Source organism: Sphingobium sp. B8D3B (genome assembly GCF_025961875.1).
Taxonomy (GTDB): Bacteria; Pseudomonadota; Alphaproteobacteria; order Sphingomonadales; family Sphingomonadaceae; genus Sphingobium.
This window is the reverse complement of record NZ_JAOQON010000001.1, coordinates 533040-557097: the sequence shown is the minus strand read 5'-3', so window position 1 is coordinate 557097 and position 24058 is coordinate 533040. Positions and strand designations below refer to the sequence as shown.

Annotated in this window: 20 protein-coding genes; 6 read left to right on the top strand and 14 right to left on the bottom strand. The window is 63.5% G+C overall.

Annotated elements, in window-relative coordinates; genetic code table 11:
* Positions 1-5: 5 nt before the first annotated feature.
* Positions 6-1499, top strand: a complete 1494-nt coding sequence (locus M2343_RS02535; RefSeq protein ID WP_264575479.1) for a carboxylesterase/lipase family protein — start codon at positions 6-8, stop codon at positions 1497-1499.
* 33 nt (positions 1500-1532) lie between these two features.
* On the opposite strand, the gene M2343_RS02530 is transcribed toward M2343_RS02535, so the two are convergent.
* The 6 genes from M2343_RS02530 to M2343_RS02505 form a co-directional block, all read right to left on the bottom strand.
* Positions 1533-4343: a M10 family metallopeptidase C-terminal domain-containing protein gene (locus M2343_RS02530; protein ID WP_264575478.1), complete on the bottom strand. Its 2811-nt coding sequence runs from the start codon at positions 4341-4343 to the stop codon at positions 1533-1535.
* A gap of 322 nt (positions 4344-4665) precedes the next feature.
* Positions 4666-5829 carry a hypothetical protein gene (locus M2343_RS02525; RefSeq protein WP_264575477.1) on the bottom strand — a complete coding sequence of 388 codons (1164 nt, stop codon included), beginning with the start codon at positions 5827-5829 and terminating at the stop codon, positions 4666-4668.
* Between the two features lie 6 nt (positions 5830-5835).
* Positions 5836-6384 (bottom strand): hypothetical protein, encoded by a 549-nt coding sequence (locus M2343_RS02520; RefSeq protein WP_264575476.1) that lies wholly within the window; start codon positions 6382-6384, stop codon positions 5836-5838.
* A 73-nt stretch (positions 6385-6457) separates the two neighbouring features.
* Entirely contained in the window at positions 6458-9328 is a 2871-nt protein-coding gene (locus tag M2343_RS02515; protein ID WP_264575475.1) for a TonB-dependent receptor plug domain-containing protein, read from the bottom strand.
* Between the two features lie 84 nt (positions 9329-9412).
* Positions 9413-10042 (bottom strand): hypothetical protein, encoded by a 630-nt coding sequence (locus M2343_RS02510; RefSeq protein WP_264575474.1) that lies wholly within the window; start codon positions 10040-10042, stop codon positions 9413-9415.
* Between the two features lie 131 nt (positions 10043-10173).
* Entirely contained in the window at positions 10174-11607 is a 1434-nt protein-coding gene (locus M2343_RS02505) for a sialidase family protein (protein WP_264575473.1), read from the bottom strand.
* A gap of 135 nt (positions 11608-11742) precedes the next feature.
* Here M2343_RS02505 and M2343_RS02500 point away from each other — a divergent pair, with 135 nt between their 5' ends.
* On the top strand, positions 11743-12885 hold the full coding sequence (locus tag M2343_RS02500) for an alpha/beta hydrolase (RefSeq protein ID WP_264575472.1): 1143 nt from the start codon (positions 11743-11745) through the stop codon (positions 12883-12885).
* Positions 12886-12927: 42 nt separating this feature from the next.
* On the opposite strand, the gene M2343_RS02495 is transcribed toward M2343_RS02500, so the two are convergent.
* The 3 genes from M2343_RS02495 to M2343_RS02485 form a co-directional block, all read right to left on the bottom strand.
* Positions 12928-14499, bottom strand: coding sequence for a tannase/feruloyl esterase family alpha/beta hydrolase (locus tag M2343_RS02495; protein WP_264575471.1), 1572 nt, complete (start codon positions 14497-14499; stop codon positions 12928-12930).
* A gap of 132 nt (positions 14500-14631) precedes the next feature.
* Entirely contained in the window at positions 14632-16155 is a 1524-nt protein-coding gene (locus tag M2343_RS02490) for a carboxylesterase/lipase family protein (RefSeq protein ID WP_264575470.1), read from the bottom strand.
* A gap of 49 nt (positions 16156-16204) precedes the next feature.
* The gene (locus M2343_RS02485) at positions 16205-17113 is read right to left on the bottom strand and encodes a dienelactone hydrolase family protein (protein ID WP_264575469.1); all 909 of its coding nucleotides are present in this window, start codon (positions 17111-17113) and stop codon (positions 16205-16207) included.
* Positions 17114-17243: 130 nt separating this feature from the next.
* Here M2343_RS02485 and M2343_RS02480 point away from each other — a divergent pair, with 130 nt between their 5' ends.
* Entirely contained in the window at positions 17244-18569 is a 1326-nt protein-coding gene (locus tag M2343_RS02480; RefSeq protein ID WP_264575468.1) for a sugar porter family MFS transporter, read from the top strand.
* A gap of 8 nt (positions 18570-18577) precedes the next feature.
* Here M2343_RS02480 and M2343_RS02475 read toward each other — a convergent pair whose 3' ends face one another.
* Both M2343_RS02475 and M2343_RS02470 read right to left on the bottom strand, forming a co-directional pair.
* Positions 18578-18721 carry a hypothetical protein gene (locus M2343_RS02475; RefSeq protein ID WP_264575467.1) on the bottom strand — a complete coding sequence of 48 codons (144 nt, stop codon included), beginning with the start codon at positions 18719-18721 and terminating at the stop codon, positions 18578-18580.
* Positions 18718-19197: a hypothetical protein gene (locus M2343_RS02470; protein WP_264575466.1), complete on the bottom strand. Its 480-nt coding sequence runs from the start codon at positions 19195-19197 to the stop codon at positions 18718-18720. Before M2343_RS02470 ends, M2343_RS02475 begins: the two co-directional genes overlap by 4 nt.
* 106 nt (positions 19198-19303) lie before the next feature.
* On the opposite strand from M2343_RS02470, the gene M2343_RS02465 reads away from it, so the two are divergent.
* Positions 19304-20191, top strand: coding sequence for an MBL fold metallo-hydrolase (locus M2343_RS02465; RefSeq protein ID WP_264575465.1), 888 nt, complete (start codon positions 19304-19306; stop codon positions 20189-20191).
* 15 nt (positions 20192-20206) lie between these two features.
* Here M2343_RS02465 and M2343_RS02460 read toward each other — a convergent pair whose 3' ends face one another.
* The gene (locus M2343_RS02460; RefSeq protein WP_264573187.1) at positions 20207-20497 is read right to left on the bottom strand and encodes a YciI family protein; all 291 of its coding nucleotides are present in this window, start codon (positions 20495-20497) and stop codon (positions 20207-20209) included.
* The gene (locus M2343_RS02455) at positions 20497-21759 is read right to left on the bottom strand and encodes an aromatic ring-hydroxylating dioxygenase subunit alpha (RefSeq protein WP_264575464.1); all 1263 of its coding nucleotides are present in this window, start codon (positions 21757-21759) and stop codon (positions 20497-20499) included. Before M2343_RS02455 ends, M2343_RS02460 begins: the two co-directional genes overlap by 1 nt.
* Positions 21760-21894: 135 nt before the next feature.
* Here M2343_RS02455 and M2343_RS02450 point away from each other — a divergent pair, with 135 nt between their 5' ends.
* Both M2343_RS02450 and M2343_RS02445 read left to right on the top strand, forming a co-directional pair.
* Positions 21895-22188: a hypothetical protein gene (locus M2343_RS02450; protein WP_181560119.1), complete on the top strand. Its 294-nt coding sequence runs from the start codon at positions 21895-21897 to the stop codon at positions 22186-22188.
* A 54-nt stretch (positions 22189-22242) separates the two neighbouring features.
* Positions 22243-22836 carry a hypothetical protein gene (locus M2343_RS02445; protein WP_264575463.1) on the top strand — a complete coding sequence of 198 codons (594 nt, stop codon included), beginning with the start codon at positions 22243-22245 and terminating at the stop codon, positions 22834-22836.
* A 36-nt stretch (positions 22837-22872) separates the two neighbouring features.
* Here M2343_RS02445 and M2343_RS02440 read toward each other — a convergent pair whose 3' ends face one another.
* Entirely contained in the window at positions 22873-23865 is a 993-nt protein-coding gene (locus M2343_RS02440) for a protocatechuate 3,4-dioxygenase (protein WP_264575462.1), read from the bottom strand.
* Positions 23866-24058: the final 193 nt, after the last annotated feature.

Below are 24058 nucleotides of genomic sequence, written 5' to 3'. Positions count from 1 at the left end.
TGCTCATGAAAATGATACAAGCTAAGCTTCTGCGCCGCTCCGCGATCACGGCGCTTCTCTTGAGCTGCACCACAACGCCGCTGGCAGCCGAAACCGGCGCGGCGCCGCAGGTAACCATTCGTCAGGGGACTCTGAAGGGTGCCGAGACGAACGGCGTGCGCACGTTCCTCAACATTCCGTTCGGTGCATCGACAGCGGGTGAACGCAGATGGAAAGCACCCGTGGCGGCTCAGGGCTGGCGCGGCGTCCGCGACGCGACCCAGTTTGGCCCGATCTGCCCGCAATGGCGCCCACCGGTCGACCAGCGGCCGATGAGCGAGGACTGCCTTTCGGTGAATGTCTGGACACCTGTCAGCCATAAAGGCCCCTTGCCTGTGATGGTCTGGATCTATGGCGGGGGCTTTCTGAGCGGCTCCAATCGCGAACCCGCTTATGACGGCGCCGCACTCGCAAAAATGGGCGTCGTGCTTGTCACGCTGAACTACCGCATCGGCCCTCTCGGCTTCATGGCCCATCCGGGCCTCACCGCCGAAGCGCCTTATAAAGGCTCGGGCAATTACGGCATTCTCGACCAGATCGAGGGGCTGAAATGGGTGCGCGATAACATCGCGGCCTTTGGCGGCGATCCGGGCAACGTCACCGTGTTCGGCGAATCCGCCGGCAGCACCGCGATCAGCATCCTGCAGGCTTCGCCCCTGGCCAAGGGATTGTTCCACCGCGCGATCGGCGAGAGCACGTCCCAGTTCGATCCCGATGGTGGCCTCGTCGGCCGCAAGGACATGCGCGAGGCGGAGGCTTATGGCGCGGACTTTGGCCGCAAGCTCGGCGGCGAAACAGTCGCGCAGCTCCGCGCGCTGCCGATGGACGCGTTCACCAAGGAACTGGCCTTCTTCTGGCCCACCGAGCGCGACGGCTATGTGCTGCCGGACATCGTCTACAACATCTTTGCTGCGGGCAAGCAGAACGACGTGCCCACACTGGTCGGCTCCAACTCCATGGAGGGATCGAACATCCGCAAGGACTGGGTGCAGCGGTCTGATGCTAACGGCGCGGCTTACGACCGGATTTACGGGGCATCCAAGGATCAACTGGGCCAATCTTCGACCGATGCCGTCCAATGGCAGATGCGCAGCTGGGCCAAGCTTCAAGCCAAGACCGGTAAGTCCGGTGCGTGGCTCTACTGGTTCGATCAGCCCTGGCCCGGCAAGCCGGAAATGGGTGCCTTCCATTCAGCGGAGATCGTCTATGTCTTCCGCAACCTGCAGGTCGAGGATCAGCCGTGGACGCCTGAGGATCACAAGCTCTCAGACCTTGTCTCGCATTATTGGGTGAACTTCGCGCGCACCGGCAATCCCAACGGCCCCGGCCTGCCGGAATGGCCGCGCTATGACGATGCCCAGCCCAAGCTGATGCGCCTCTCCCCGCAGCCGGCCGTCATCGGCACCCCGCGCGCAGAGGCGCAAGCCTTTCTCGACAGCTATTTCGATGCGCGACGCTAGCGATCCTACTTCGGGCGCCGGCGCCGGATCGCGTCAGAGGACCGCAAAGGATGTGGCTGTGATCGACTGCGGCTTGTTGAGCAGGATCGCGAAATCGATCAGGTCGTTCGCTTCGTCGCGGTAACTGAGCGTTCCGCTGCCGGTATCGTAAATGACGAACAGGTTGGGATCCGCAGACTGGGTCGAATAACCGAAGTGACCGCTCAGATCGCTGAGGTTGCTGAGCCGGTCAAAAATGCTCTTGTCGAGCGCGATGACGTCACCCGCGCTGACAGAAAAGTCGCTAATTCGGTCGACATTGCTCGGCCCCAGCGCGGTGTTGAAGACGAACTGATCGGCTGCGCCGCCCCCGGTCAGCAGGTTAGAGACATGGTTGCCGATGATCGTGTCGCGGCCTCCCCCGCCGATCGCGTTTTCGATCACGGCCCCCGCCGCGATTGTATATCCCCCGGATATGCCAAGATTCCGCGATACATAAAGTGTGGGGTCGACGCCGGCCGTGAGCGGATAGGCATTGAGGTTGATGACGCAGTTGAGCGAACTGCCCGCATTGCTGATCGTGTCCACGCCCCCCGCATCCCAGATGCATGCCCAGCCCGTACCCGACTTGCTGGCGGTGGGCAGCGTGTAGACGTCGTTACCGGTTCGGTATGAGAGATTGGCGCCATAGATCGCCTGTATCGCAGCAACATCGAAGACCATCGGTGTCTTCGACAAGCCCCAAGCATAACTGGTTGGGGGCGCCTTCACATCCCAGCCAAAATTGTAGGACATAATCGTCCAGATGCCCTGATTCAGGTCCAGTGTCCCGAGCGCATAGGCATCATTGGCCGCGACACCCGGAAATTGGGTCTGCGTGACGCCGTTGATGGTATCCGTGAAGGGGTGGCCTAGGCCGAGGGCATGGCCAAGTTCATGCACCAGCGTGTCGAACGCGAGGCCGCCTTCGCTCAGATTCTGCCAATAGGATATTTCATAGTTGAAGCGGCCGACTTGCGTGGCATTGTATCCGCCGAAGGGAATGGTAAAGTCGGCCAGAATTCCAGGCTCGGTCCAGGTCGAAGCGGGCGATTTTTCGAGAGCGATATTCGCGCCGCCCGCCGCTTCGCCATAGTCGTCCGTCTCCTGAAAGTCCAAATTCGCGATATTCTCATAAAGAGCCAATGCCGATCGCACGGCGCTCTTCTCACTTTCCGACCAGACCGAAGCGCCCGAGACGGCGGAGAAAGAATAAGTGATGATGCCACCGGACCAGCCGGCCTCGCCGATAATCAGAGCGTCGACATACTCACTGCCATAGCCGGAGGCCGCGACATCGTTGGTCGTGTAGGCTTGTGCATTGATCTGCAGCGGAACGGTGGTGCTTGCAGAATTACCCGCGTCATCGCTGACGGTGGCCGTAAATGCCTCAGCCCCGATGCCGAATGACACGATGTCCGCGTGCGTGAGATTCAGGGACCATGCCCCGGCGGCATCCACCGTCACCACCCGCTGTTCAGAGGCTCCGAAGGTGACGACGACGTTGCTGCCGGCTGTGCCTGTTCCGTGCAGACTGGTCGCGCCCTGCTGAAGAACAGAAGCGCCAGCCACCGGGCTCGTCACGAGGTTGATGATCGCCCCCGTCGACGGGTTGATCGAACTCGCGATCGGATCGAGAAAGCCCGATATCACGGGCGCCACCGGCGGCGTGGTATCGATGGTCAGGACAGTCTCATTGTGACCCGCTTCGGACAGATTCCCTGCCGCATCGCGCTGCCGGACCTGAATCTGCTCGGCCGCATAGGTTCCCGCAGCAAGGCTGAAGGTCTCCCCCTCGCCCTTGAGCCAGGTCTGTCCGCCGTCGATACTGTATATCCAGGATGCTCCCGCCTCCAGAAGCGTGACGAGAATATGGCCGTCATTGGTCAGGCCGTCGGTCTGGGATGTCCCGTTATCGTTGGCCAGCGATAGCCGGGGCGCCACGGGTGCGACCAGATCGACGAACACGCTCGGATCAAAGCCGGCGAGATCCGCTAGAGCGACGTTGGCATCCGCCTTCACCCCCTGGCCGGCCACCTGCGAGCGCACAGCCCCATCGGCGAACACGAGCAGATCGTTGAGCGTGCCGCCGCTTGATGCCACGACGACCGTCTCGACGTGCCCGCCTGCGGTGCGGGTGAGCGTCAGGCGCGCGCCGGTGAGGGTCTTGGTGTAGTCGGCCCATTGTCCCCGGAAGTAAACCACATCCACGCCGCCGCCGAGCGAGGCAGCGTCGATCGTGGTTCCCTCGGCGACGTACACCCTATCGACACCGGCACTGCCGAGGATCTGGAACGCGACGCCCGGCTTCGAAGCGGCGACCGTCTCGCCAGCAGGGTTGAAGCATCCGATCTTCACTATGGCGTCCAGAACGGCACCGGGCGCCGCCGCGCCTTGAGGGGCCAGTGAGGTTTCGCTGGTCGGCACTGGAGCCGCCGTTCCTTCTGCAACATGCGTGTAGAGGGCGTTTACGCTCACGCTACCATCTGAAAACACCAGCACATCGGGTGCGGTGGTCGCGTTGGCGCCTGCCACATGGACGGTCTCCACTTTACCGTCCACCGTGCGCGTCAGGATCAGCGTCGCGTTATTGCGACTCAGCGTGTAATCGGAGAGCTGACCTTCGACATAAATGCGGTCCGCTCCGCCTCCCGTATTCAGAACATAGCTCGCCCCGGGGCGGACAAAAACGGCATCGATCAATGAGGAGCCGAGAAACTGGATGTCCTGACCATCCAACGCCAATCCACCATATGTCACAATGAAATCGATAAACGCGAGGCCATCGCCTCCGTTCTTCATCATGATGTATTTAGAGGTCGTCATTGAAATCCAGGTCGGTTAAGATCGTTATATTAAATTAACAATCGTTAAATAAAATATTTGATTTATACTTCGACTTCAGCTCTCTCGGACGCACCGAATTCCGCAAAATTGTAGAGACAGTCATTTACATACATTGACTTTACATATCAGGAAATAGACCATTATTTCCGTCGCGCTTATCAATAAGCGCAATCCACCGCCACGCTAAGGGTGGGTTGCGGCGCTTTCGGAAAGCGGCAGGAAGCTGATTAGCGGGGTGTCATCGTCAGATAGGCGGACCAAGCTGCCGCGATGGGCTCCAGCACCGGCGATCCAGCTTGTTCTACAGGTCGCGCTCCGCCAGCCAGCGGGCGATGAAATCGGCGATCAGATGATTGTTGGTCTCGGTCGGGAAGCCATGGGTGTTGCCGACGAACCCATGCGCGTCGAGCGGGACGAGGTCGACGGATACGCCCGCCTTCTCCAGAAACTGCGCGGTGCAGTGATCGTAACCGGCATGATAGGATGCGCCGCCGACCAGCACGATCACCGGCACCTGCGCCAGATTGACCAGCCGCGGCATTTTGCCCGCCACCGTCCAGCAGCCCACCTTGTGGCCATCCTCCGGCGGCAGTTGAGTGAGCGGCCCGAAGTCGCGCAGATCGGTGACCGGCGGATCGAAGCGCAGGCCAGCATAAGTGATGCCGAAGGGCCGCGCGACCGGATCGCCCGGCGCGCCCATGGGCGGGGCGTTGTAAAAAGGCGGGCCATTCGGTTCGGCGGCGACGATGGCTTTGACGAGGCCGGGCCGGGCATCGGCGATCTGCCAGCCTGTCGTCCCCGCCCGCGAATGGGTGACCAGAATGGCGGGGCCGATCCGGTCGAGCAGCGCTGCGCCCGCCTCCCGGTCCAGCCGGTCGACATAGAGGCTGACCGCCAGCGCATCGCCGGGCGCGCCGAAGGGCACCTCGATGGTCGATTGGCGCGCACGACGCATGTAGGCGGTAGCCGGATCGTCAGGGGCGTTCGTGCCGGGCAGATGCGCTGGCTTGCTGGTCGGCGGAGGCGGTGCCGCCTGCCCTTCCCGCGCGGGAAGTCCGGCGGGAGGCATCAGCTTGCGCCCGTCGACCGCCTCATAATGCGGTGAGCGGCCGAGCGTCGGGCGATCGACCACATAGACGGCATAGCCCTTGCGGAGGAACAGCGTCGCCCAGCCCTCGCGGCCGTCGGGCGTACTCCAGAAGCTCGCCCCGCTGGACGCCCCACCATGAAAGAACACCAAGGGATAGGGATGCGTCTGCTGCGCCGGGATCTGATATTCGACGTACATGGCGCCGGCGATCACCGGCCCGTCCGGCGTCTGCGCCTCATGCCCGCCGACGAAGAAATTGCCCTGCCGCGCAATGACGAGCGGCTGCGGTGCAGCGGCGCTCTGCTGTGCGGGCGCAACAGAAAGCGGCAGAGCCGCCAGCAGACAGGCGAGCAGTGGCAGGCGGATAGACGTCATACCCGCTTAGCGCCGAAGATAGACAGTGAGGTAGGTGATGCCGATGGCCGCGGCTATGCCCATAACCGCGGCGAGGCCGTGCCGCGCGGGCACCATGCGCGAACCCTGCGCGGCGGTTGAACCGCCGGGCGGACCTGCGCTCCACGCCAGCATCGGACGATAGCGATGGAGATAGCCGAAAGACATGACCGCGTTCAGCCCGATAATGATCGCCGCCACACCCATGCCGAACGGGCGGCCATGCGATGCCGTGACAAAGGCAATCATCAATGTGATTGGCCAGGCGGCCACAACCGCCAGCGCCGCGAACAGATCGAGCAATAGGGCCAGGCCAATGGTGACTTCCAGCGCCTTGACCAGCGCCATCACCCCGGATTCTGCCAGTGCAGGCACGAGACCCGGCCCGGGCTGGATCGACCGGTCCAGATAGAATTCCAGCCAGTAGTTCAGCCCGTGGAACAGGAACCAGCCGCCATAGAGAAACTGGCAGGCATAGACGACGCTGCCGAAGGTCGTGCGCCCACCGGTGGGCGAAGCGACTGTGCTGGGTGCCATGGCGGATCGCCTCCGGTACAACTGACGGACCGGACGAAGCCCTTGGGCTTCGTCCGGGCGCCCCCCTCAGCCTTTAGAACTTCTTCGAGAGCTGGAACGAGATGTACCGGCCCATCGAGCTGGAATAGCTGGAATCGAACCGGATCGGCGTGGCGCCGCCCGCATTCACCACCAGCGGCGGATCGGCATCGAACACGTTGAGCACGTTCAGCGATGCCGCCAGACCATTGGTGATCATCGATCCGGTTTCGCCGAAATTGTAGCGCAGGCTGAGGTCCACCGTCGTGATCGGATCGATGTTCTGATACTGATCGGGCACGGCTGCCGGCAGGAAGTCGCGCGTGATCGTGCGCGAATTCACATAGTTGAGGAACACGGTGCCGGAGAAGCCGCCGATGTCCACGCCCGCTTCCACCTTGCCGGTGAAGCGCGCCGGATAGCCGAAGTGGTTCACCTCATCCTTGAGCGCAACGCCGGGCACCGGCGAGGTCTTGTAGTGGAGGACATAATTGGCCCGCGCGCCGAAGCGGAAATCGATGCCATTGCCATAGAGTGTATAGTCGAGCGAGACGTCGAAGCCGTCCGTCTCCACCACGCCGCTGTTATTGCGGCGCGCGTCGACAATGGCGATGACCGTCGTCGGGTCGACCAGGCCCAGCACCGGCAATTGCGGATCGGCCGTGATCTGGTTCCAGTACGCGACATACTGGGCCAGCGTCTGGTTGGTCTTGTTCGGGAAGTAGACCGGGTTGAAGACGATGAAATCGTCATAGGCGCCCGAGTTCAGCACCGCGCCGATCGGCGCGTTGTAGGCGGCGGTATCCACCTTATCCTTGTAGACGATATTGTAGTAGGTCAGGCTGAAGTTGAAGCCCTTGGCCAGCTCCGGCGTCAGGTCCATGCCCAGCGACCAGGTCGTGGCCGTCTCCGGCTTCAGGTCTGGATTGCCGCCAATCGGATAGACATATTGGAACGAGCCCGCAGCGGGCGACAGGCCCACGGCCGAGCCGCTGCCGGTGCGCGGCAGGAAGCCGGCGGTGGCATATTTGTTGACGTCGACCAGCGAGGGCGCGCGGAAGGACGTGCCATAGCTGCCACGGAACTGAATGCCCGATGCCGGGGCGTAAGTTACACCGAAGCGCGGATTGGTCGTCGAGCCGACGTCGCTATAGCGATCGTAGCGGACGGCGGCGTTGAACTCGAGCTTCTCCAGACCCGGCCGGGCATTGTCCGGGCCGAACAGCGGCACATAGGCTTCTGCATAGACCGAACGCACGTCGCGCTCGTTCGAGGTCGGCACACCCGCGAAGGTATCGACATTCGCAGTGCGCGTGTTGGAGAGCTGGCCGTTGCCGAACAGATAGTCGAAGCGGATCTCCCCACCGAGCGAGACGCGCACGTCACCGCCCGGCAGGCGGAAGAGCGAGCCGCCGATATTGGCTGAGCCGCCATAGCTGCGATTGAACACTTCAAGTTCCGTCTGCGCGCGGAAGAGCGCCAGAGTCGCCTCGGAATTACAATCGAACTGCTGCCCATCGCAGAACGGGTTGAAGAACGGCACGCTCGCCGGCTTGGTGGTGCCAGCGACGGTAGCGCCGAGCGCCCGATTGAGGCCGTTGGTATTGAGCTGGTTGGTCGCCAGGCTGTAGCCCTTGTTCTCACTGTAATATGTGGTGACGTTGGCGTTCCAGTCGTTGCTCAGCTTCATTTCCAGCCCGCCAGAGAGCGACCAGATCTGCTCATAGCCGGTGATCGTGAGCGGACCCAGGTCCTCAAGGAAGCTGTAAGGCACGGTCAGCGTGCCATTGGCCGGGCAATTGAGCGTGGCGCTATCGTCCACCTTGCCGGGCGCGCACGGGCTGAACGGGTTCGTGTTCGGCACCGAAAGCGTCGCGGTCGAGGCAATGCCACGGTTGGTGAGTTCACGCCGCGAGAACAGGCCGTCGGCCACGAACGTCACGTTATCGTCGAAATCCTGGCGGAAGGTGCCGACCACCGTATGGCGCTTGCCGGAAGGAATGGCATCGGCGCCGATCCATGCATTTTCGCGATTGGGCGTCGCCGTCAGCTTGCCCAAGGTCACGTTCGTGCCATTCTGCCCGGCGGGAATACCATAGAAGCTCGACCCGAACTGAACGTTGCCTGGATTGGTGAGCACCGGGTTGGGCGCGCCGCCATAAGGCGAGAGGTCGCTGTTATACAGGTTCGGCCGGTCGGCGGCTTCCAGCGCGGTGCGGTTCTGATACTCGTAGGCGAGGAAGAAGCCGCCGCTGGACCAGCGCCGCCCGAAGGCGACCGAGCCGATATACTCCTCGACGGAGTCGGCAAAACCGGCACGGGCCTGCACCTCGAACACATTGTCCGGCCGGCGCATGATGAAGTTGACGACACCGCCGACCGCATCCGACCCGTAAATGGCCGAGCCGCCGTCCGCGACCACTTCGATGCGCTCCAGCGCGATGGCGGGGATGTTATCGGCGTCGAAGAGCTGGCCATTGGCGCCCTGCGGGGCGACACGGTGGCCGTTCACCAGGCTGAGCGTCGAGGCCGTGCCCAGACCGCGCAGGTTGATCGACTTGGCGGCGAAGGAGTTGAGCGAGGTGTTCTGGATGATCGATCCGCCCTGCTGCTCGTTATTGCCGCCAAAGTTGACGATCTGGGGGAGCTTGCGCAGGGCATCGTTGGTGGTGCTGACGCCGAGCTTCTCGATCTCCTCGCGACCGACCGGGATGACCGGCGAACCGACCGGCGCGACGCCCTTAATGCGCGTGCCGGTCACGATGATCGCGGCATCCGCGGCATCCGTGGAACTGCCCTGCTGCGGCGATGCATCCTGCTGCGCCATGGCGGGCGCTGCGCCGAGCGCCGCCAACACCAGAGCCGAAGCGGAAACCGCCAGTTTCAGACCGGTCCGTTCGCGGACAGAAATATTCCGTGCCTTCATCTCATCTCCCTCCCCTTGCTCCCGATCATGGCCGGGATGCCTGAGCGACTGGCACCTCGCCAGACCGCCGAATTCATCGGTATATTAAATGTTATTTGATTTTGTATAACTATATTGAGCCGTGGCGTCAAGGCGATCCTCGCGTTCCCAAGGCGGCGCAGCGCGCGGCTTTACGCGCAGCATCGGGCGGTAATGCTGGAAATAGGCGAGCATCAGCAGCACGTTTACGCCCAATTCGGTCGGCCCGGTGAGCAGGCCGCTGAGCCGCGCAGTGATGAAGGTGTTGAGATAGAACACCGTCATGCTCGTCGGCACTTCCAGCACGAGGGCCAGCGGAACGAAACGGTTGCTCAGCAGCATTACGCCGACAATACCCTCCAGCACCTTGACCGCCGGGAAAATGCCAGTCGTGAAGAGCGAGGCAAGAAATGGCCCGGCAATCGGATGCATGGGCGCCCCGGAGGGTTGCATGTCTGTGAACCAGAAGCGCAGGCACGACCAGAGCAGATGCCCGCCAAAGTAGATGCGCATCACGTCGGTCGCCTGGTCAATCGTCCGCCAGTCGGCATGGCGGCGCGTGTTCGCCCAGGCCACCGCAACACCGGCCACCATCGGCAGGCCGAAGAAGATGAAGGAATCAAAGCTCAGCAGATTGAACGAAAAGCCCGCGATGCAGATCAGTATCGCCGCGACGATCTTTGCCTGGTGCCCCATCGATGCATCCCCTCCAGCGCAGGATCAGGCAGGAGGCACTTCGTCCCCCTCACGCCTTCAGCGCTGATGGTCATGCTAGGGCCATCCCCCGCATCGTGTCAACATTTTGAATTTAGTTTTGACTAACGATCTTATTTGTTCGGCGGCGGCAGGTCGCCCAGCAGCGGTGCCAGCGGAACGCGCGCATATGTCACCTGCCCTGCCGCGCCTGCTGGCCAGCCTGTCCAGGCGGCGTGAAACGCGTCCCTCCCGGCGCCCAGACTGCTGATGAAGTCGCCACCCGCGGAATAATCCTTCGCCAGCGCGTCCGGCACCCGCGAGGACGCGGGCGAGACGCGCTGCACCGGTCCGAAGCGCTCACCATCGGCAGACGCCGCGATATAGAGGTCATAGCTGCCATCGGCATGATAGCCGCGCCAGAGGAGGCCCAGCACCCCATTGGGCGTATAGGCCAGCGCCGGCCGCGACGACCGCACCACGCCTTCAGGCGCGGCCGGGCCATCCAATGCCTGCCAGTGGGCACCGCCATCAAGCGTGATGCGCACCGAGGGCGTCCCTGCCTTGTCGGACGCCAGCGCCAGCGCATATTGCCCCGCATGGGCCGGATGCGCGGCGATCGGCGGATAATGGACCAGCCGGTCGAAATACTCGACCTGTGTCACAAGGTGCCGCTGCACCGTCGCTCCGCCATCCGCGCTGGTGGCGAAGACCACGCAGAGGCATTTCACGCCATCGACCGGCACAGCTTCCGCCAGATAGCTGAACGCGAGCGTGCTGTGGGCGACGACATAATGCCCGTCCCAGCGCTGCGGCCAGCCGGGCGCACCAAAGGCGCGGATCGGCCCCCAGCTTTTGCCGCGATCCTTCGAGACGGTGTAGAAACGCTGCGAGCGCAGCGCCTCGCCCGGCGGGGCCGGATATCCGCCGGAGAGGATGATATCCCCGCTTGCTGCGTCGATCACGCCGCGCCCCCCGTCCCATGGCACATGCGTCGCTTCGGCCGGGACCGTGGCATTGGCCTCGAACCGCGCCTCATCCCCCGTCGCGATGCCGCTGGAGATCGGGGACCAGCTGCGGCCCCAGTCGGTCGAAATGCGCATCACCACCCGCCCTGAGGCATGCTCGCCCTCCGGGGCGTTCTGCGGCAGCACGCCCGCCAGCGTCGCGCCGATCAGCAGTTCGCCCTGCGGACCAACGTCCACATAAGGCGAGTTGCACACGGGCGTGTCGGCCATCGCCCAGACCAGCGGCTGGGTATCGAAGCTGCGTCCGCCGTCCTTGGACAGCGAGAGGTGGCACTGCATGCCCCGCTCGCCGGCGGGTTCGCCAGGCCTTGTCATGGCCAGATCCCGCCATATGACCGCGACGCGCTGCGGGTTGGCGGGGTCGACTGCGATTTCCGGCACTGAGGCGGAAAAGGCCGCGCCGCCGGTGCTGAGTTGCTGGACTATCGGCATCTGCGCCTCCGGTCGTGCCCCGGCAGGATGACAGCCCGCCACCAGTGCCACTGCTCCTAAGCCAGCAAGCGCCCGCACCCCGCCCTTACCCTGCGCCAGACCGACCATATCCACTCTCCCTCGACCAGCAAAAAGACCGATTTGGACGGCCCCTTTACAATCGATTGTATTCATGTGAGTCTAACAATTCCAGATGCCAATTTGCGATGCGGCACAAAAAATCAGACTAAATGAGAGGTTTATATGGGAGAATCATTCGCCAAGCGCCCTGCGCACAGCCTGTGGTCGCGACTGGTGGCGGTTACGGGCGCATCGGTCGTCGCGCTGGCTTTGCCAGCCGCCGCACCGGCCCAAACGGTTGACAAGCCGGACAGCAATCCAGTGAAGATCGACGCCGACGGCACAGTGCATGTGCCCGCGATGAGCGTGCCGGTTTCCAGCTTCCTGACCGATGAAGCCAAGGCCTATCTGGCCGAGCATCTGCACGACATGCAGGACCGGGAATCCAAGACGCTGCCTGAAAATGGCGTCCCCTTCTTCATGAAGCCCTATATGGCCTCGGCCAAGGCGATGTTCCCGCTGGTCCGGCAGGAAACGACCATCGCAGGCGTGCCCGCCATCACTTACACGCCTACGCAAGGGGTCAAGCCGCAGAACCAGAAGCGCGTCCTGCTCAACCTGCATGGCGGCGGCTTCGGCGGCTGCTACCCCGGTTGCGCCGAGTTGGAATCGATGCCGATCGCGTCGCTCGGTGGCTATAAGGTCATCACGATCGATTATCGCCAAGCACCGCAATATCGCTTCCCGGCTGCCAGCGAAGATGTCGCCAGCGTCTATCGCGAACTGCTCAAGAGCTACAAGCCGGCTGATATCGGCATCTATGGCTGCTCGGCGGGTGGCATGCTCGTTGGCATGGCGATGGCCTGGTTCGATAAGGAGAAACTCCCCATGCCCGGCGCCATCGGCATTTTCTGTGCCGGCATGACGCTGGAGAAAGGCCCCGGTTTCGGCGGTGATGCGCATTATACCACCGCCGCCATCGGCGAGGCGAACCCGCCGGCGGAACCGCCGCCGCCGCTCGGCAAGGGTCTTCCCCCGCTGCAGTATCTCGAGAAGGTCGACATCAAGGACCCGCTGGCCGCACCGGCCAACTCGCTCGAACTGCTGGCCAAATTCCCGCCGACGCTGTTCATCACCGGCACGCGGGCCTTTGAGCTGAGCTCCGCGGTCTACTCACATGGCCAGATGGTGAAGGCCGGCGCCGATGCCGACCTGCATGTGTGGGACGGTCTGTTCCACGGCTTCTTCTACAATCCGGTCATCCCGGAATCGCAGGATGCCTACAAGGTCATCGTCAACTTCTTCGACAAGAAGCTCGGCAAGTAGCGGGTGGAATGCGGCGCAGCGGTTTCCCGTCTGCGCCGCATGTCAGTAGGGAGCCGGCGGCGGGCCAGCCTCCATGCCGGCGCCCACCCAGTCGAACCGGTCGTCATGATCCTTGGCGATGGGCACCGGCGCAAAGCTGCTGGCGGCGTTGATGTCTCCCCGGCCCGTATAGCGTGCCTGCACCGGGAACGGATAGGTTGGGCGGCGGCGGACTGTGCCATCCTCCAGAATGGCAGCGCCTTCCACAGCACCGGGCGCCGCGCCCCGCTCTACCCAGTTGACCATTGGCCCGAGCAGGTCGTGCTGGTACGCGATATAGCCGCCAGCGCAGTGATAGACGCCGGGGAACATGTAGACCCGCATGAACGGATCGGTCCCGGCAAAGCCGCCCATCGCGTCCCGGACGCGCTGATAATAGTCCGGCAGCAGCCATGATCCTGCGGCATTGTCCGCCTCGCCCTGCCACATGATCAGCTTGCCGCCGCGCGCCTTGAATGCGGCGAGATCGGGATTGCTGGCATTATAATAGCCGCCCTTGTCGATCAGATCGGCCAGGGCCGCCGCATCGGGCTTCCATGTGCGCCAGTCGAAATCCTGATGGGCCTCGCCATTGTAGATCATGAACTTGATCTGGTTCGCCGCCAGTTGATAGCCGTCAGCCACGAAGCTGCCCGGCCCGGTCCACAGCAATTCGGAGCCGTAAGGCTCGCCGCCAAAGAACAAGGGCCGGCCCTCTGCATCCCTCGGCCCTTCGTAAAGCCGACGCATCGTCTCGGCCTGCTGCGCCGTCACGCAATCGGCCCGCTGCCCCGGCTTGCAGACGAGCGTGCGCGGATCGAACCGGCAGCGACGGGGATTGTCGATCTGGCCATCCTTGAGGCCATCAAGGCCATCGCACGCCGCCATCACTGCCCGATGAAGCAATTGGGTGGATTGCGGCGTGAGAATGGGTTGGCCATCCGCGCTCCTGGCCACCTGAGACTCATGAATGATGCGGACGACGCCCGGCGTGATCCACAGAGCGGGCGCGCCTGCGATGATGCCGTCAAAATCATCGGGATAGCGCTGCGCTTCCATCATGGCTTCGCGCCCGCCATTGGAGCAGCCCATGAAGTAGGAGTAAGCCGGCTTGCGTCCATAGAAGCGGGCGATGATCTCCTTGGCGACACGCGCCGTCACATGCGCCGCGCGATAAGCAAAATCGGCCCGCAATTGCGGGGCATGAGCCGCCCAGAGCGTATCGCGCGCGTCCGGCCCGACATGGCCGCTATTGTTGAAGCTCACGGCAAATGCGCCGCTGAAGGCCGTCTGATTATCGCAGGACGGCGACACCGTCTGGTAGATCACGCCACAGGCCCCGCCACAGCCACCCTGCAGGTAGCGACCGGTGTAGGTTTCCGTCGGTAGATGCAGCTCAAACTGGATCTGCGGCGCGATCATGCCCCTGATCCGGCAGAATGCCACGCCATTGTCACGCGTCTCCAGCGTTGCGCTGCTGATCCGCGCCGGCGCGTCCTTAATGGCCAGCAGATCCTCGGTGGGCAAGGCGTCGCAGGCCATGACCGGCATCACGACCGGCCGCTCGGGCAGCGGTGTGAAATGGACCGGCGGCATCGGGGATTTCGCGGGCTGAGACTGAAGCGACGCGCTGCTGACACAAGCGAGCATGACGCCCACCGCGAGTCGTGCCAGCCTCTTGATCCAACTTGTCCGCATAAGCTTTCCCCCTCTCCGCTACCTTCGCGTTCAACGCGGTTTTATGGTCTGATCCGCTTCGTCGGCCTCGCCGTGATAATGTCGGTCGATGAGGTCGAGCAACACGGGTTCGCGCTCGCCGATCGGCGCCGCGCCTTCCGCACCGAAGCGCAGCGCGACATGGGCCGGCACGCCATGAGCCGGCCATTGCGGCAGACCGGCTCCGTTGGGATTGCCGGTGCGCGCGAAGTTCAGCCAGTATCCGCTCAGCAGCCGATGGATCATCTGCTCCTCGGCATCGAGCGTCCGCCCTGCGGGCTGATAATTGCCGAAGATATAGGCCAGCTCCGCGCCATGATGGGCCGTGCGCGGGCGGCCGGCCGGTTGGGGCGGCGCATAATCGAAGACATAGCGATAGACTGGCGCCCGGCCGGTCTTCGTCTGCAGGCCAGACCACATCGCGGCGGTGAAATTCCCCCACTCGACATTGGTCAGACGCCAGCGGGCATCGGTGGGATCGGCCTCCCCATCTGCACCGATGGCGGTAGCGATGGCCGGTGCCAGCGGACCATATTCGGCCTGCAGGCCCGCATTCAGCGCCTCCCGGCTGATCTCGGGCGGGCGCCCGAATTCCTGCGTGGTGCCACCGATAATCATCGGCACATCATTCTGCGCCCCGGCCAGATAAATCTCGCGCACGCTGCGCGGCAGCAGCCAGCCGTCGACATTTGGCTCATATTTCTGATCGTCCGGGATCAGCAGCTTGTCCGTGGGCAACTTGCGCAAGGCGGCGAGGCTGGTCACGCCGCGCTCAGCCATGAAAGCCTTGCCCAAGGCCTCGACCTTCCGCAGCGGCAAGGCCGCCCGCACCCCGAAGGACGAGCCGGATTCGCCGATGGCCTTGGCGAATAGCCCCTTGGCGAGCGGCGAGGCGGTGAGGATGTTCACTGTTTCGGAGCCGGAAGACTGGCCGAACACCGTCACATTCTGCGGGTCGCCCCCGAAGGCGGCGATATTCTCCTGCACCCAGCGCAGCGCGGCGACGGCATCGAGAACGCCGTAATTGCCCGAGGCGCCATGCGGCGATTCCGCACTCAGCTCCGGCGTGGCGAGGAAGCCGAGCGCGCCCACCCGATAGCCAAAGCTCACCAGCACCACGCCCTGCTGCGCCAGCGCGCGTCCATCGAAGATCGGCAGCGCAGTCGATCCACCGCGAAAGCCGCCGCCATAGATCCACACCATCACCGGGCGCTTGGCCTGCGCGCCCATCTGCGGCGTCCAGACATTGAGATAAAGGCAATCCTCGGACGTATCCTTGCGTGCCGGCAGGCCACCGGGGCAAGCTGGCGCAAAGGTCGTCGCCTGCCGGGGCCGGGTCCAGCCCGCCGGCGCTGCAGGCGGCCGCCAGCGCAGGTCACCGGTCGGCGCGGCTGCATAGGGCACGCCCTTGAAGACAAGCACGTCATTCTCGCGAGCGCCAACGACAGGACCATAGGTCGTCGCGGCGCGCGGTGCCTCTGCCGGGGCCCCCTGCGCCTGAGCTGAAGCGGGCGCTGCCACGAGCGTAGCTGCCATCGTCAGGGCTGCCAGCAAGCGGCCTCTCCCGGCGATCTTCCTCATGCGATCAACCATTGGCGCGGCCCTCGCTCGCGCAATCATGGGTGGCGAAGAAGTCGAGCGTCTGCGGCAAATAGCGCACCCAGGCATCGCCATGCGTGCCCTCGGGGATCAGTTCCATACGCGCGTCGATGCCGGCAGCTTTCAGGCGCTCGGTCAGTGTCTGCGTGTCGGATGCGTTCGCGCGATCATCCTTGCCGCCATGCACCAGCAGCACGCTGGAGATGGGCTTCAGCTGCTCGACCGGATAGTCCGGCCAGGGCGGCCCGCCGCTCGCGGAGATGGCGCACCAAAGCTGCGGATCGGTCTGCGCGAAATGCAGGACCCCGGTCATGCCCATGGAATTGCCCATCAGATACACGCGGCGCGGATCGATATTATAATCCGCCATCGCCTTGGCCAGCACGTTGCGCACATCCGCCTCGGCCAGCGCGGATTGCTGCTCCGGCGTCATCGTCGCTTTCTTCCCCATGTCGGGCAGCGCCGAGGGGAGCGGAAGATTGGCGCCATAATCGGCCATGCCATTATAGCCATTGGGCGAGACCACCACGAAGCCATGCTTTTCCGCCTCCCGCTGAAGCGCCCCCCCGGCATCGTCAAAGGGGCCATCAGCCGTGTTGCCGTAGCCATGCAGGATGAGCACCATCGGCCAGTGCCGGTCTGCGCGCCAGTTTGATGGCAGAAACACCCGGTACGCGATCTCCTCACCCTTGGCCTGCGGCATGGCATAAGTGAGCTTGAGATCGCCGGTCTGTACCGTGCTCGCATTCGCCGCGGCGGCATTGTTCTGCGCATCCGACGCGGCCCCGTTGCACCCGGCCAACAGCAAGCCCAGAGCACCGAGCGCGAAAAGCGCCTTGCCCCCGGAAAATCGCGCAGCTAGCTTGGCGTCAGGCCTGTGAAATGGGGGCATCATCGCTCTCCTCAATCCTCATCTTGCAATCCATTGCGAATCATCTTTATTCATGATCGTATAACAAAGCGAGATCGGCACCAGCGTTCTTCTGGATAAATTGACCGACCGCTGACCGGACAGGAGACGCCCTATGCCCAATCGCTCGATTTCGCTCTGGGCCTTCACGGCGGCGCTGGCCGGCCTGCTGTTCGGCTTCGATACAGCGGTGATTTCCGGCGCAGAAATGGCCATTCAGCGGACCTGGTCGATGGGCAGCGCGATGCACGGCCTCGCCATATCCTCTGCCCTGTGGGGCACGGTGGTCGGCGCCTTGTTCGGCGCGATCCCCAGCGATCGCTATGGCCGCAAACCGACGCTGATCTGGATCGGCATCCTCTATCTGGTCTCCGCCATCGGATCGGCGCTGGCGTGGGACCCGTGGTCGTTCATGGCCTTCCGCATCATCGGAGGCCTCGCCATCGGCGCTTCCTCGATCGCCGCGCCCGCCTATATTTCGGAGATTGCCCCGCCGGCCTGGCGCGGCCGGCTGGGTATCCTGTTCCAGACCATGATCGTGCTGGGCATTCTCATCGCCTATGTCTCCAACGCGCTGATCAGCGGCGCACACCCGGCGGACTGGCGGATCATGCTCGCCATCCCGGCCATTCCCGCTGCGCTCTTCCTGCTCGCCACCGTCGTGCTGCCGGAGAGTCCGCGCTGGCTGCTGCTCCACAAGGGCAATGAAGCTGAGGCGCGGCGCGTGCTGGCGATGGCCGGCGGCGATATCGAGGCGATCCGCGCCACGGCCGATCCTGCCGGCGAAAGCCGGATGACGCTCCGCCGCTTCTTCAACGGGCATCTGCGCCGGCCGATCATGCTCGCCTTCCTGGTCGCCTTCTTCAACCAGCTCTCCGGCATCAACGCGATCATCTATTATGCTCCCCGCATCTTCGGCCTTACCGGCGCGGAGGCGAGCGCCACCCTGTACGCGACAGTGGGCGTCGGCGTGGTCAATCTGGTCTTCACGCTGGTCGGCATGGCGCTGATCGACAGTGCCGGGCGCCGGAAGCTGATGCTGATCGGCTCGGTCGGCTACATCGTCTCGCTGGCCATGGTCGCTTACGGCTTTGCGAGCGCGCATTACACGCTGGTGCCGGTCTTCATCTTCCTGTTCATCGCCGCCCATGCCATCGGCCAGGGCGCGATCATCTGGGTCTACATCTCGGAAATCTTCCCGAACAATGCCCGCGCGACGGGTCAGGCGCTCGGAACCGGTACGCATTGGGTGCTCGCCGCCGCCCTCACCCTCATCATGCCCGCCGTGCTCGCCAGCGTCGCGCCGGTATGGATCTTCGGCTTCTTCGCCTTCATGATGGTGCTGCAGTTGCTCTTCACCCTGTTCATGATGGTCGAGACGCGCGGCCGCTCGCTGGAGGAGCTATCGGCGGATCTGGCGAGCGAGCCCGCCCGGCCCTGACCGCCGGGCTACTTCCCGATCAGGCCGACAAACAGGTAGAAATTATAGGCCTGCAGCGCGATGGCGAACCAGCCGAACGCATAGAAGGCGATCCGCAGCCAGCGCCGGCTCTTGGACCGGACCTCGCGGGGCGATGTGGTCTGCACGGTCATAGCCCGGCCTCCTTCGGTGTCGCTTTCCAGGCAAGCATGGGACGATAATAATCGAGGTAGCACCAGATCAGCCACAGATGGATCAGCAGCACGCACAGGCCGCCGATGATCATGTCGCCGATGGCGGCGAGCACCTGCGCATTGGTCACCGTGCCCTTTATCCAGCCCCAGATATCATCGAGGATCAGGGCATCGAGCATGAAGGTGCCGAAAATCACCGGGAAGGCGACCACCAGCATCAGCGGGACGCCCCGGTTGAAAACCAGCGACAGGCCCAGCAGGATTTCGACCACCTTGGCCATCTGGAACATCCAGCCGGTCCGGATCATCTCGGTGATGACCACATGTTTCATCGGTGCATCAAGCGGCATGTATATGCTCGGTAGCGGCATGAACCCAAAGAACCAGTTGAGACCGCTCAGCAGGCTGAAGATGCCGAGCAGCATCCGGGCAGAAACCACCATTGGCTTGAACATACTGTCTTCTCCCGCTCCGCGACCCCACCCGAATTGCGCCGATTCGAGTTGACAGCGCCCTTGTAACGCGCATGAATTGCTAGGCAATCATGTATTAGGATTTCTCATGACGCCGCAGACTCTGGGCCGGATGACGATCAGTCGTGTCATGGAAATGGAGTCGGCCATGCCGCTCGCGATGATCTTTCCGCAGGTGACGGCGGATGATCTCGCCGGCCTTGCCCAATGGTATCGCGATGACAGCCTGACCGGCGACCCGGCGACCTCCCTCGTCACGCTCAGCATGCACAGCTTCGTCGTCCAGCTCGATGGCCAGAACATCCTGATCGATAGCTGCAATGGCAATTGCAAGGCGCGTAGCGTGCCCGACATCCACATGCTCGACACGCCCTATCTCGAGAATCTGGCGAAGCTCGGCCTGCGCCCGCAGGATATTCACATGGTGCTCTGCACCCATCTCCACATGGATCATGTCGGCTGGAACACCCGGCTGGAGAATGGCCGCTGGGTGCCGACCTTCCCCAATGCGCGCTACATCTTCGGCAAGCGCGATTATGATCATTGGTCCACCCAGCAGGATATTCCGCCCCATCGCGAGGCCTATGAGGATTCGGTCCTGCCGGTGGTGGAAGCCGGGCTGGCCGACATCGTCGATACCGACGATCCGCGCGCGGCGTTCAAGGAGATTGGCGATGGCGTGTGGCTGGAGCCCGCCTATGGCCACTCGCCGGGCAGTTGCCTCGTCCACGCGCAGGGCGGCGGCGCGGCGGCGACATTCTGGGGCGATGTGATCCATCACCCCGTCCAGCTCCTGCGGCCCGACCTGCAGCTGATGTTCGATGACGACGGCAACGCCGCCGCGCAGGTGCGCCAGTCGCTACTCGCACGGCTGGCGGATACCGACACTTTATGCTGCCCCGCGCATTTCAGGGGCAATTCCGTCGGTCATGTTCTCAGTGATGGCGACGCCTATCGCTACGATTTCGTCGGCTGATCGGCCTGTCGCCGGCTAGGCCGTAGGCGGTTTCATCGCGGCGATCCGGAACCGCCGGACCGAGACCAGTTCCAGCACGCCCGCCGCGACATAAGGGTCGGCCTGCGCCGCCGCCTGCGCGGCGTCGAGATCGGCAGCCTCGATGATGACGACGCTACCGATGGGGCGTTCATCCTCGTCCAGCAGGGGGCCGGTCAGCGGCATGGCTGACCCGAACCCCTTGCGATAGGCGATATGCTCAGGCCGCTTGGCCTCGCGAAGCTCGGCGGCGCCAAGCTCGCGATACTCGACCAGAAAATGCGCCATCAGGCTGCTGCGCCCACCGGCTGGAGATCATCGCCGAGCGGCTGGATGTCCTGCCACTTCTGCGTCGGCTCGAAGTTGAACGTCTCGGCCGTGATCTGGCCCCAGTCGAACTGGCCCTGATCGGCTTCGGGCATCTCGCCGGTCTCCGCCAGCCGCCGCGCCGCCTTCAACATCATGCGCCGGAACGCCACGACAGCCATGTCCGAGCGCCCGAGATGCTCTTTCGAACGGTCGGCGATCTTGCCCATCGTCTCGCTCACGGCGTGATCCTGCAGCGCCACGCCGATGATGCCGGACATGTTCTGCGTCCGCATCATCTCGCGGTCCTGATTGTACCAGACCGACATGCCGTTGGTCTTGAAGAACTGTTCGTCATGCGGCGTGTTCGCCTCGCCCATGCGGTGTTCGCGGTCGATGGTCTGGCCGGGATCGTAGAAGAACTGGATGTGCCAGGTGGTATAGTCGTCACGCGGAACGAAGGCATTGACCAGCCGGCGATTGCGGCGGAATTCCGGCGCCTTGGGGCCATCGGGCGGAATGAAGGTGTAGAAGGGCAGCGGCACTTGCGTCATGCGGCCCTGCTTCTGCTCGCCATCGTTGCGGACGGCGCAATAGCGCATGCCGTATCGGGTATATTCGATCTCGAGCTTTGGCCGCAGATCCTTCTCGTGCGGCCATTTCGCCGGCTGATCCCAGGCGCTGTCGCGGTGCAGGATGCCCGCATGCGAGCTGTCGACCGCGCCTTCCAGCGCTTGCGCGTAGTTGCACTCGTAGATGACCTTGAAGGCCTCGCAGCTGCCCGGCGGCATATCGAACCAGGGGAAGTGCGGGAACACCGGCTCCTTCTCCTTCGACCCCATATAGGTCCACACCATTCCGCCCGCGACGCGTGTGGGATAGGCCTTGACCCGCATTGCCTTGGCCAGCTTGGAATTTTCCGGCTCGGCCGGCGTATCGACACACTGGCCGGTCACATCGAACTTCCAGCCATGGAACAGGCAGCGCAGGCCGCACTCACCGTTGACGCCCAGCGCCAACGAGCTGCCGCGATGCGGGCAATGCTCATCCAGCAGGCCGATCCGCCCCTCGCTATCCATGAAGGCGACCAGCTCTTCGCCGAGCAGCTTGATGCGCACCGGCTTGCCGTCTGCCTGCAACTCCTGAGTCAGCAGGGCCGGCATCCAGAAGCGGCGCATCAACTCGCCCATCGGCGTGCCGGGACCGATCCTGCAAAGCAGCTCGTTATCTTCGTGAGAGAGCATTTGACGCACCTGACATTGTTAGACAATAAGATATAAATATCGTGGCTCGCCCGAAAAGTCACTACCCAAAAGTTGCCGGCATGCGCGCCGGCCCGATAAGGCGGAGCAGCCGCCGCACTGGACTGGAGATACTGCGTGGACCTGGACGATATTCTGCCGGTGGAGAACTTCTCGGACCTGACGATCCAGACGCTGGCCGACCGGCTACAGCGCAGCAGCGGCGCCGAACAATGCATCTACCGCGAGAGCGAGCTGGACGAACTCTGGCGGCTGATCGACATTGCCCTCAAGGCCGGCGGCGACACGCATTATGATTCCGAGCAGCTTCATCATCTGCGCGATCTGGTCCACCGCGCCCATGATCTGGTCGGCATGGAAGACCGCCCCCGGGAGGCGGCGGAAGTGCTGCGGGAAGCGTTGCTGCGGTAGAACGCCGCACCCTTAGGCCGGGAACGGCCGGCTGGCCTTGCGGGTTCTTTGGCCATGAACAGCGCCAAACTCATTCTGCTGATTCCCGCCTTCTCGCTCGCTGCCTGCGGCGGTGCGCCGACGGGAGAAAATCAGACCATCGGTCCGTCCAACGCGGCCAGTCCGGCAGCGATCAACGCGGAAGGTCCAACCGAGCCTCCTGCCGCCGACGAAGCAGGTGCGGCCAGCAATCGCGCCGCCGCGCCCAATTTCACCCCGCCGGTGCTGACACCGGAAGCGGAACGCACCGTAAAAGGCGCGCGCAACGTACTGATCTCCTTCGCGCGCGCGATCGAGCAGCGGGCTTTCGATCAAGCCTGGGCATTGCTCGCGCCGGCAGACAAGGAAAAGTGGAGTAAGAGCGCGTTCGCGGCACTCTTTGCCGACCTCTCCAATATCATGGTCGCAATGCCGGACGGCATGATGGAGGGCGCGGCGGGCTCCAGCTACTACACCGCGCCCGTCACGATCACCGGGAAGGATCGCGATGGGCGACCAGTGCGCATGGAAGGCGAAGCCGTGCTGCGGCGGGTCAATGATGTGGATGGCGCAACGCCCGCGCAATTGCGCTGGCATTTCCAGAGCTTGACGCTCGACTGGACCCACTGAGGTAGGCGGGCGGCGCCAACCGTCCTCGCCCCGCCCTCACTTCCAGTAAACGAACCCCATCGCATTGCCCGTCCCGGCCTCGCTGCGATAGCAGGGCACATAATCGAGCACATGGCCCTCCAGCCCAAGCTGCGCCATCGCGCCGGCCACCGGCACCCAGTTCTTCATCTCGGACGTGCCATCGCGGAACGTCTCTTCGCCCATGTTGAAGACCGGATCAAAATTCTTGCTTTCCAGTGCGTTGAGAAACGTTTTGTCCACCGTTTCGTCAATGACGAAATGGGTCAGCCCGCCACTGGCGATCAGCGCAACGCGCTTGTCGCTGTCCCAACCGCGGATCGCTTCCAGCAGGGACTGGCCGAACTTGTAGCAGCGCCGCACGCTCGGCTGGTTGGGTGGGAAGAAGGTGTTCACCGTCACCATCACGCTCGGGCAGGGCCGGTCGCGCATGATGCGGCGATAGACGAAGCCCCAGGCGTGGGGCGCCTCCGGTCGCGGCATGGCAGACATCGCCGCGACATCGAACTCGTCCGCCATTGCCTGATCGATGATCTTGAGCGCCAGGTCCGGGCAGCCGGGATAATCTGCGCCGCCAGCCGGAATATAGCCTTTGAGCGATGGCGCAATGCCCGGCGGCAGTTCGCTCAGCCGCTCCGGCGTGAACTCGTAATTGGTGATCGTGTCGCCATAATGCACCGCGAAGGCGGGGTTGAGCGTCTTGCGAAAGATCTCGTCCTGATCGTTGCCGACGATCACGGCCACGTCCACCCGCGCCTCCTCGAACAGGTCGGCCAGCGCCTCGATATTCTGCTGGCAGCGCGCCTGCCGCTCGTCCCACACGGATTTGACGGTCTGCTCGCCGAGCCGCTCCCCGGCCCGTGCTTCCACTAGCTCATCGTAGGTCCAGGTGCCGCCCTTCCACGCATGCTTGTTGGCCTTGTCGGCAGGAACGCGCAGGCCCCAGCTCTCGGTTTCGGTGACCAGCATCGGGCCATGGCTCGTGCCGATACCAAGAACGATCTCTGCCATGCTCTGCTCTCCTGCCGATGCTCTTTTGTGGTCGTTGCACGGACGGGCAACGTGGGGTGTTGATGTCCGCTTCATTATCGGATACCTGTTTGTATAACAATCCTGCATCGCGGGTCAATCGCGGGCAGAAGGGGCTGCGGCGCTCAATGAGCCGACGGAAGCCCCGAAGATGAACGCAATGGAGGAAGGATGA

Coding starts and splice junctions, on each gene's coding strand:
- M2343_RS02485 (WP_264575469.1), bottom strand. CDS start 17,113: ATGATGCCCCCATTTCACAGGCCTGACGCCAAGCTAGCTGCGCGATTT.
- M2343_RS02520 (WP_264575476.1), bottom strand. CDS start 6,384: ATGGCACCCAGCACAGTCGCTTCGCCCACCGGTGGGCGCACGACCTTC.
- M2343_RS02465 (WP_264575465.1), top strand. CDS start 19,304: ATGACGCCGCAGACTCTGGGCCGGATGACGATCAGTCGTGTCATGGAA.
- M2343_RS02455 (WP_264575464.1), bottom strand. CDS start 21,759: ATGCTCTCTCACGAAGATAACGAGCTGCTTTGCAGGATCGGTCCCGGC.
- M2343_RS02445 (WP_264575463.1), top strand. CDS start 22,243: ATGAACAGCGCCAAACTCATTCTGCTGATTCCCGCCTTCTCGCTCGCT.
- M2343_RS02480 (WP_264575468.1), top strand. CDS start 17,244: ATGCCCAATCGCTCGATTTCGCTCTGGGCCTTCACGGCGGCGCTGGCC.
- M2343_RS02470 (WP_264575466.1), bottom strand. CDS start 19,197: ATGTTCAAGCCAATGGTGGTTTCTGCCCGGATGCTGCTCGGCATCTTC.
- M2343_RS02510 (WP_264575474.1), bottom strand. CDS start 10,042: ATGGGGCACCAGGCAAAGATCGTCGCGGCGATACTGATCTGCATCGCG.
- M2343_RS02530 (WP_264575478.1), bottom strand. CDS start 4,343: ATGACGACCTCTAAATACATCATGATGAAGAACGGAGGCGATGGCCTC.
- M2343_RS02535 (WP_264575479.1), top strand. CDS start 6: ATGAAAATGATACAAGCTAAGCTTCTGCGCCGCTCCGCGATCACGGCG.
- M2343_RS02440 (WP_264575462.1), bottom strand. CDS start 23,865: ATGGCAGAGATCGTTCTTGGTATCGGCACGAGCCATGGCCCGATGCTG.
- M2343_RS02475 (WP_264575467.1), bottom strand. CDS start 18,721: ATGACCGTGCAGACCACATCGCCCCGCGAGGTCCGGTCCAAGAGCCGG.
- M2343_RS02525 (WP_264575477.1), bottom strand. CDS start 5,829: ATGACGTCTATCCGCCTGCCACTGCTCGCCTGTCTGCTGGCGGCTCTG.
- M2343_RS02460 (WP_264573187.1), bottom strand. CDS start 20,497: ATGGCGCATTTTCTGGTCGAGTATCGCGAGCTTGGCGCCGCCGAGCTT.
- M2343_RS02490 (WP_264575470.1), bottom strand. CDS start 16,155: ATGGCAGCTACGCTCGTGGCAGCGCCCGCTTCAGCTCAGGCGCAGGGG.
- M2343_RS02515 (WP_264575475.1), bottom strand. CDS start 9,328: ATGAAGGCACGGAATATTTCTGTCCGCGAACGGACCGGTCTGAAACTG.
- M2343_RS02495 (WP_264575471.1), bottom strand. CDS start 14,499: ATGCCGCCGGTCCATTTCACACCGCTGCCCGAGCGGCCGGTCGTGATG.
- M2343_RS02505 (WP_264575473.1), bottom strand. CDS start 11,607: ATGGTCGGTCTGGCGCAGGGTAAGGGCGGGGTGCGGGCGCTTGCTGGC.
- M2343_RS02500 (WP_264575472.1), top strand. CDS start 11,743: ATGGGAGAATCATTCGCCAAGCGCCCTGCGCACAGCCTGTGGTCGCGA.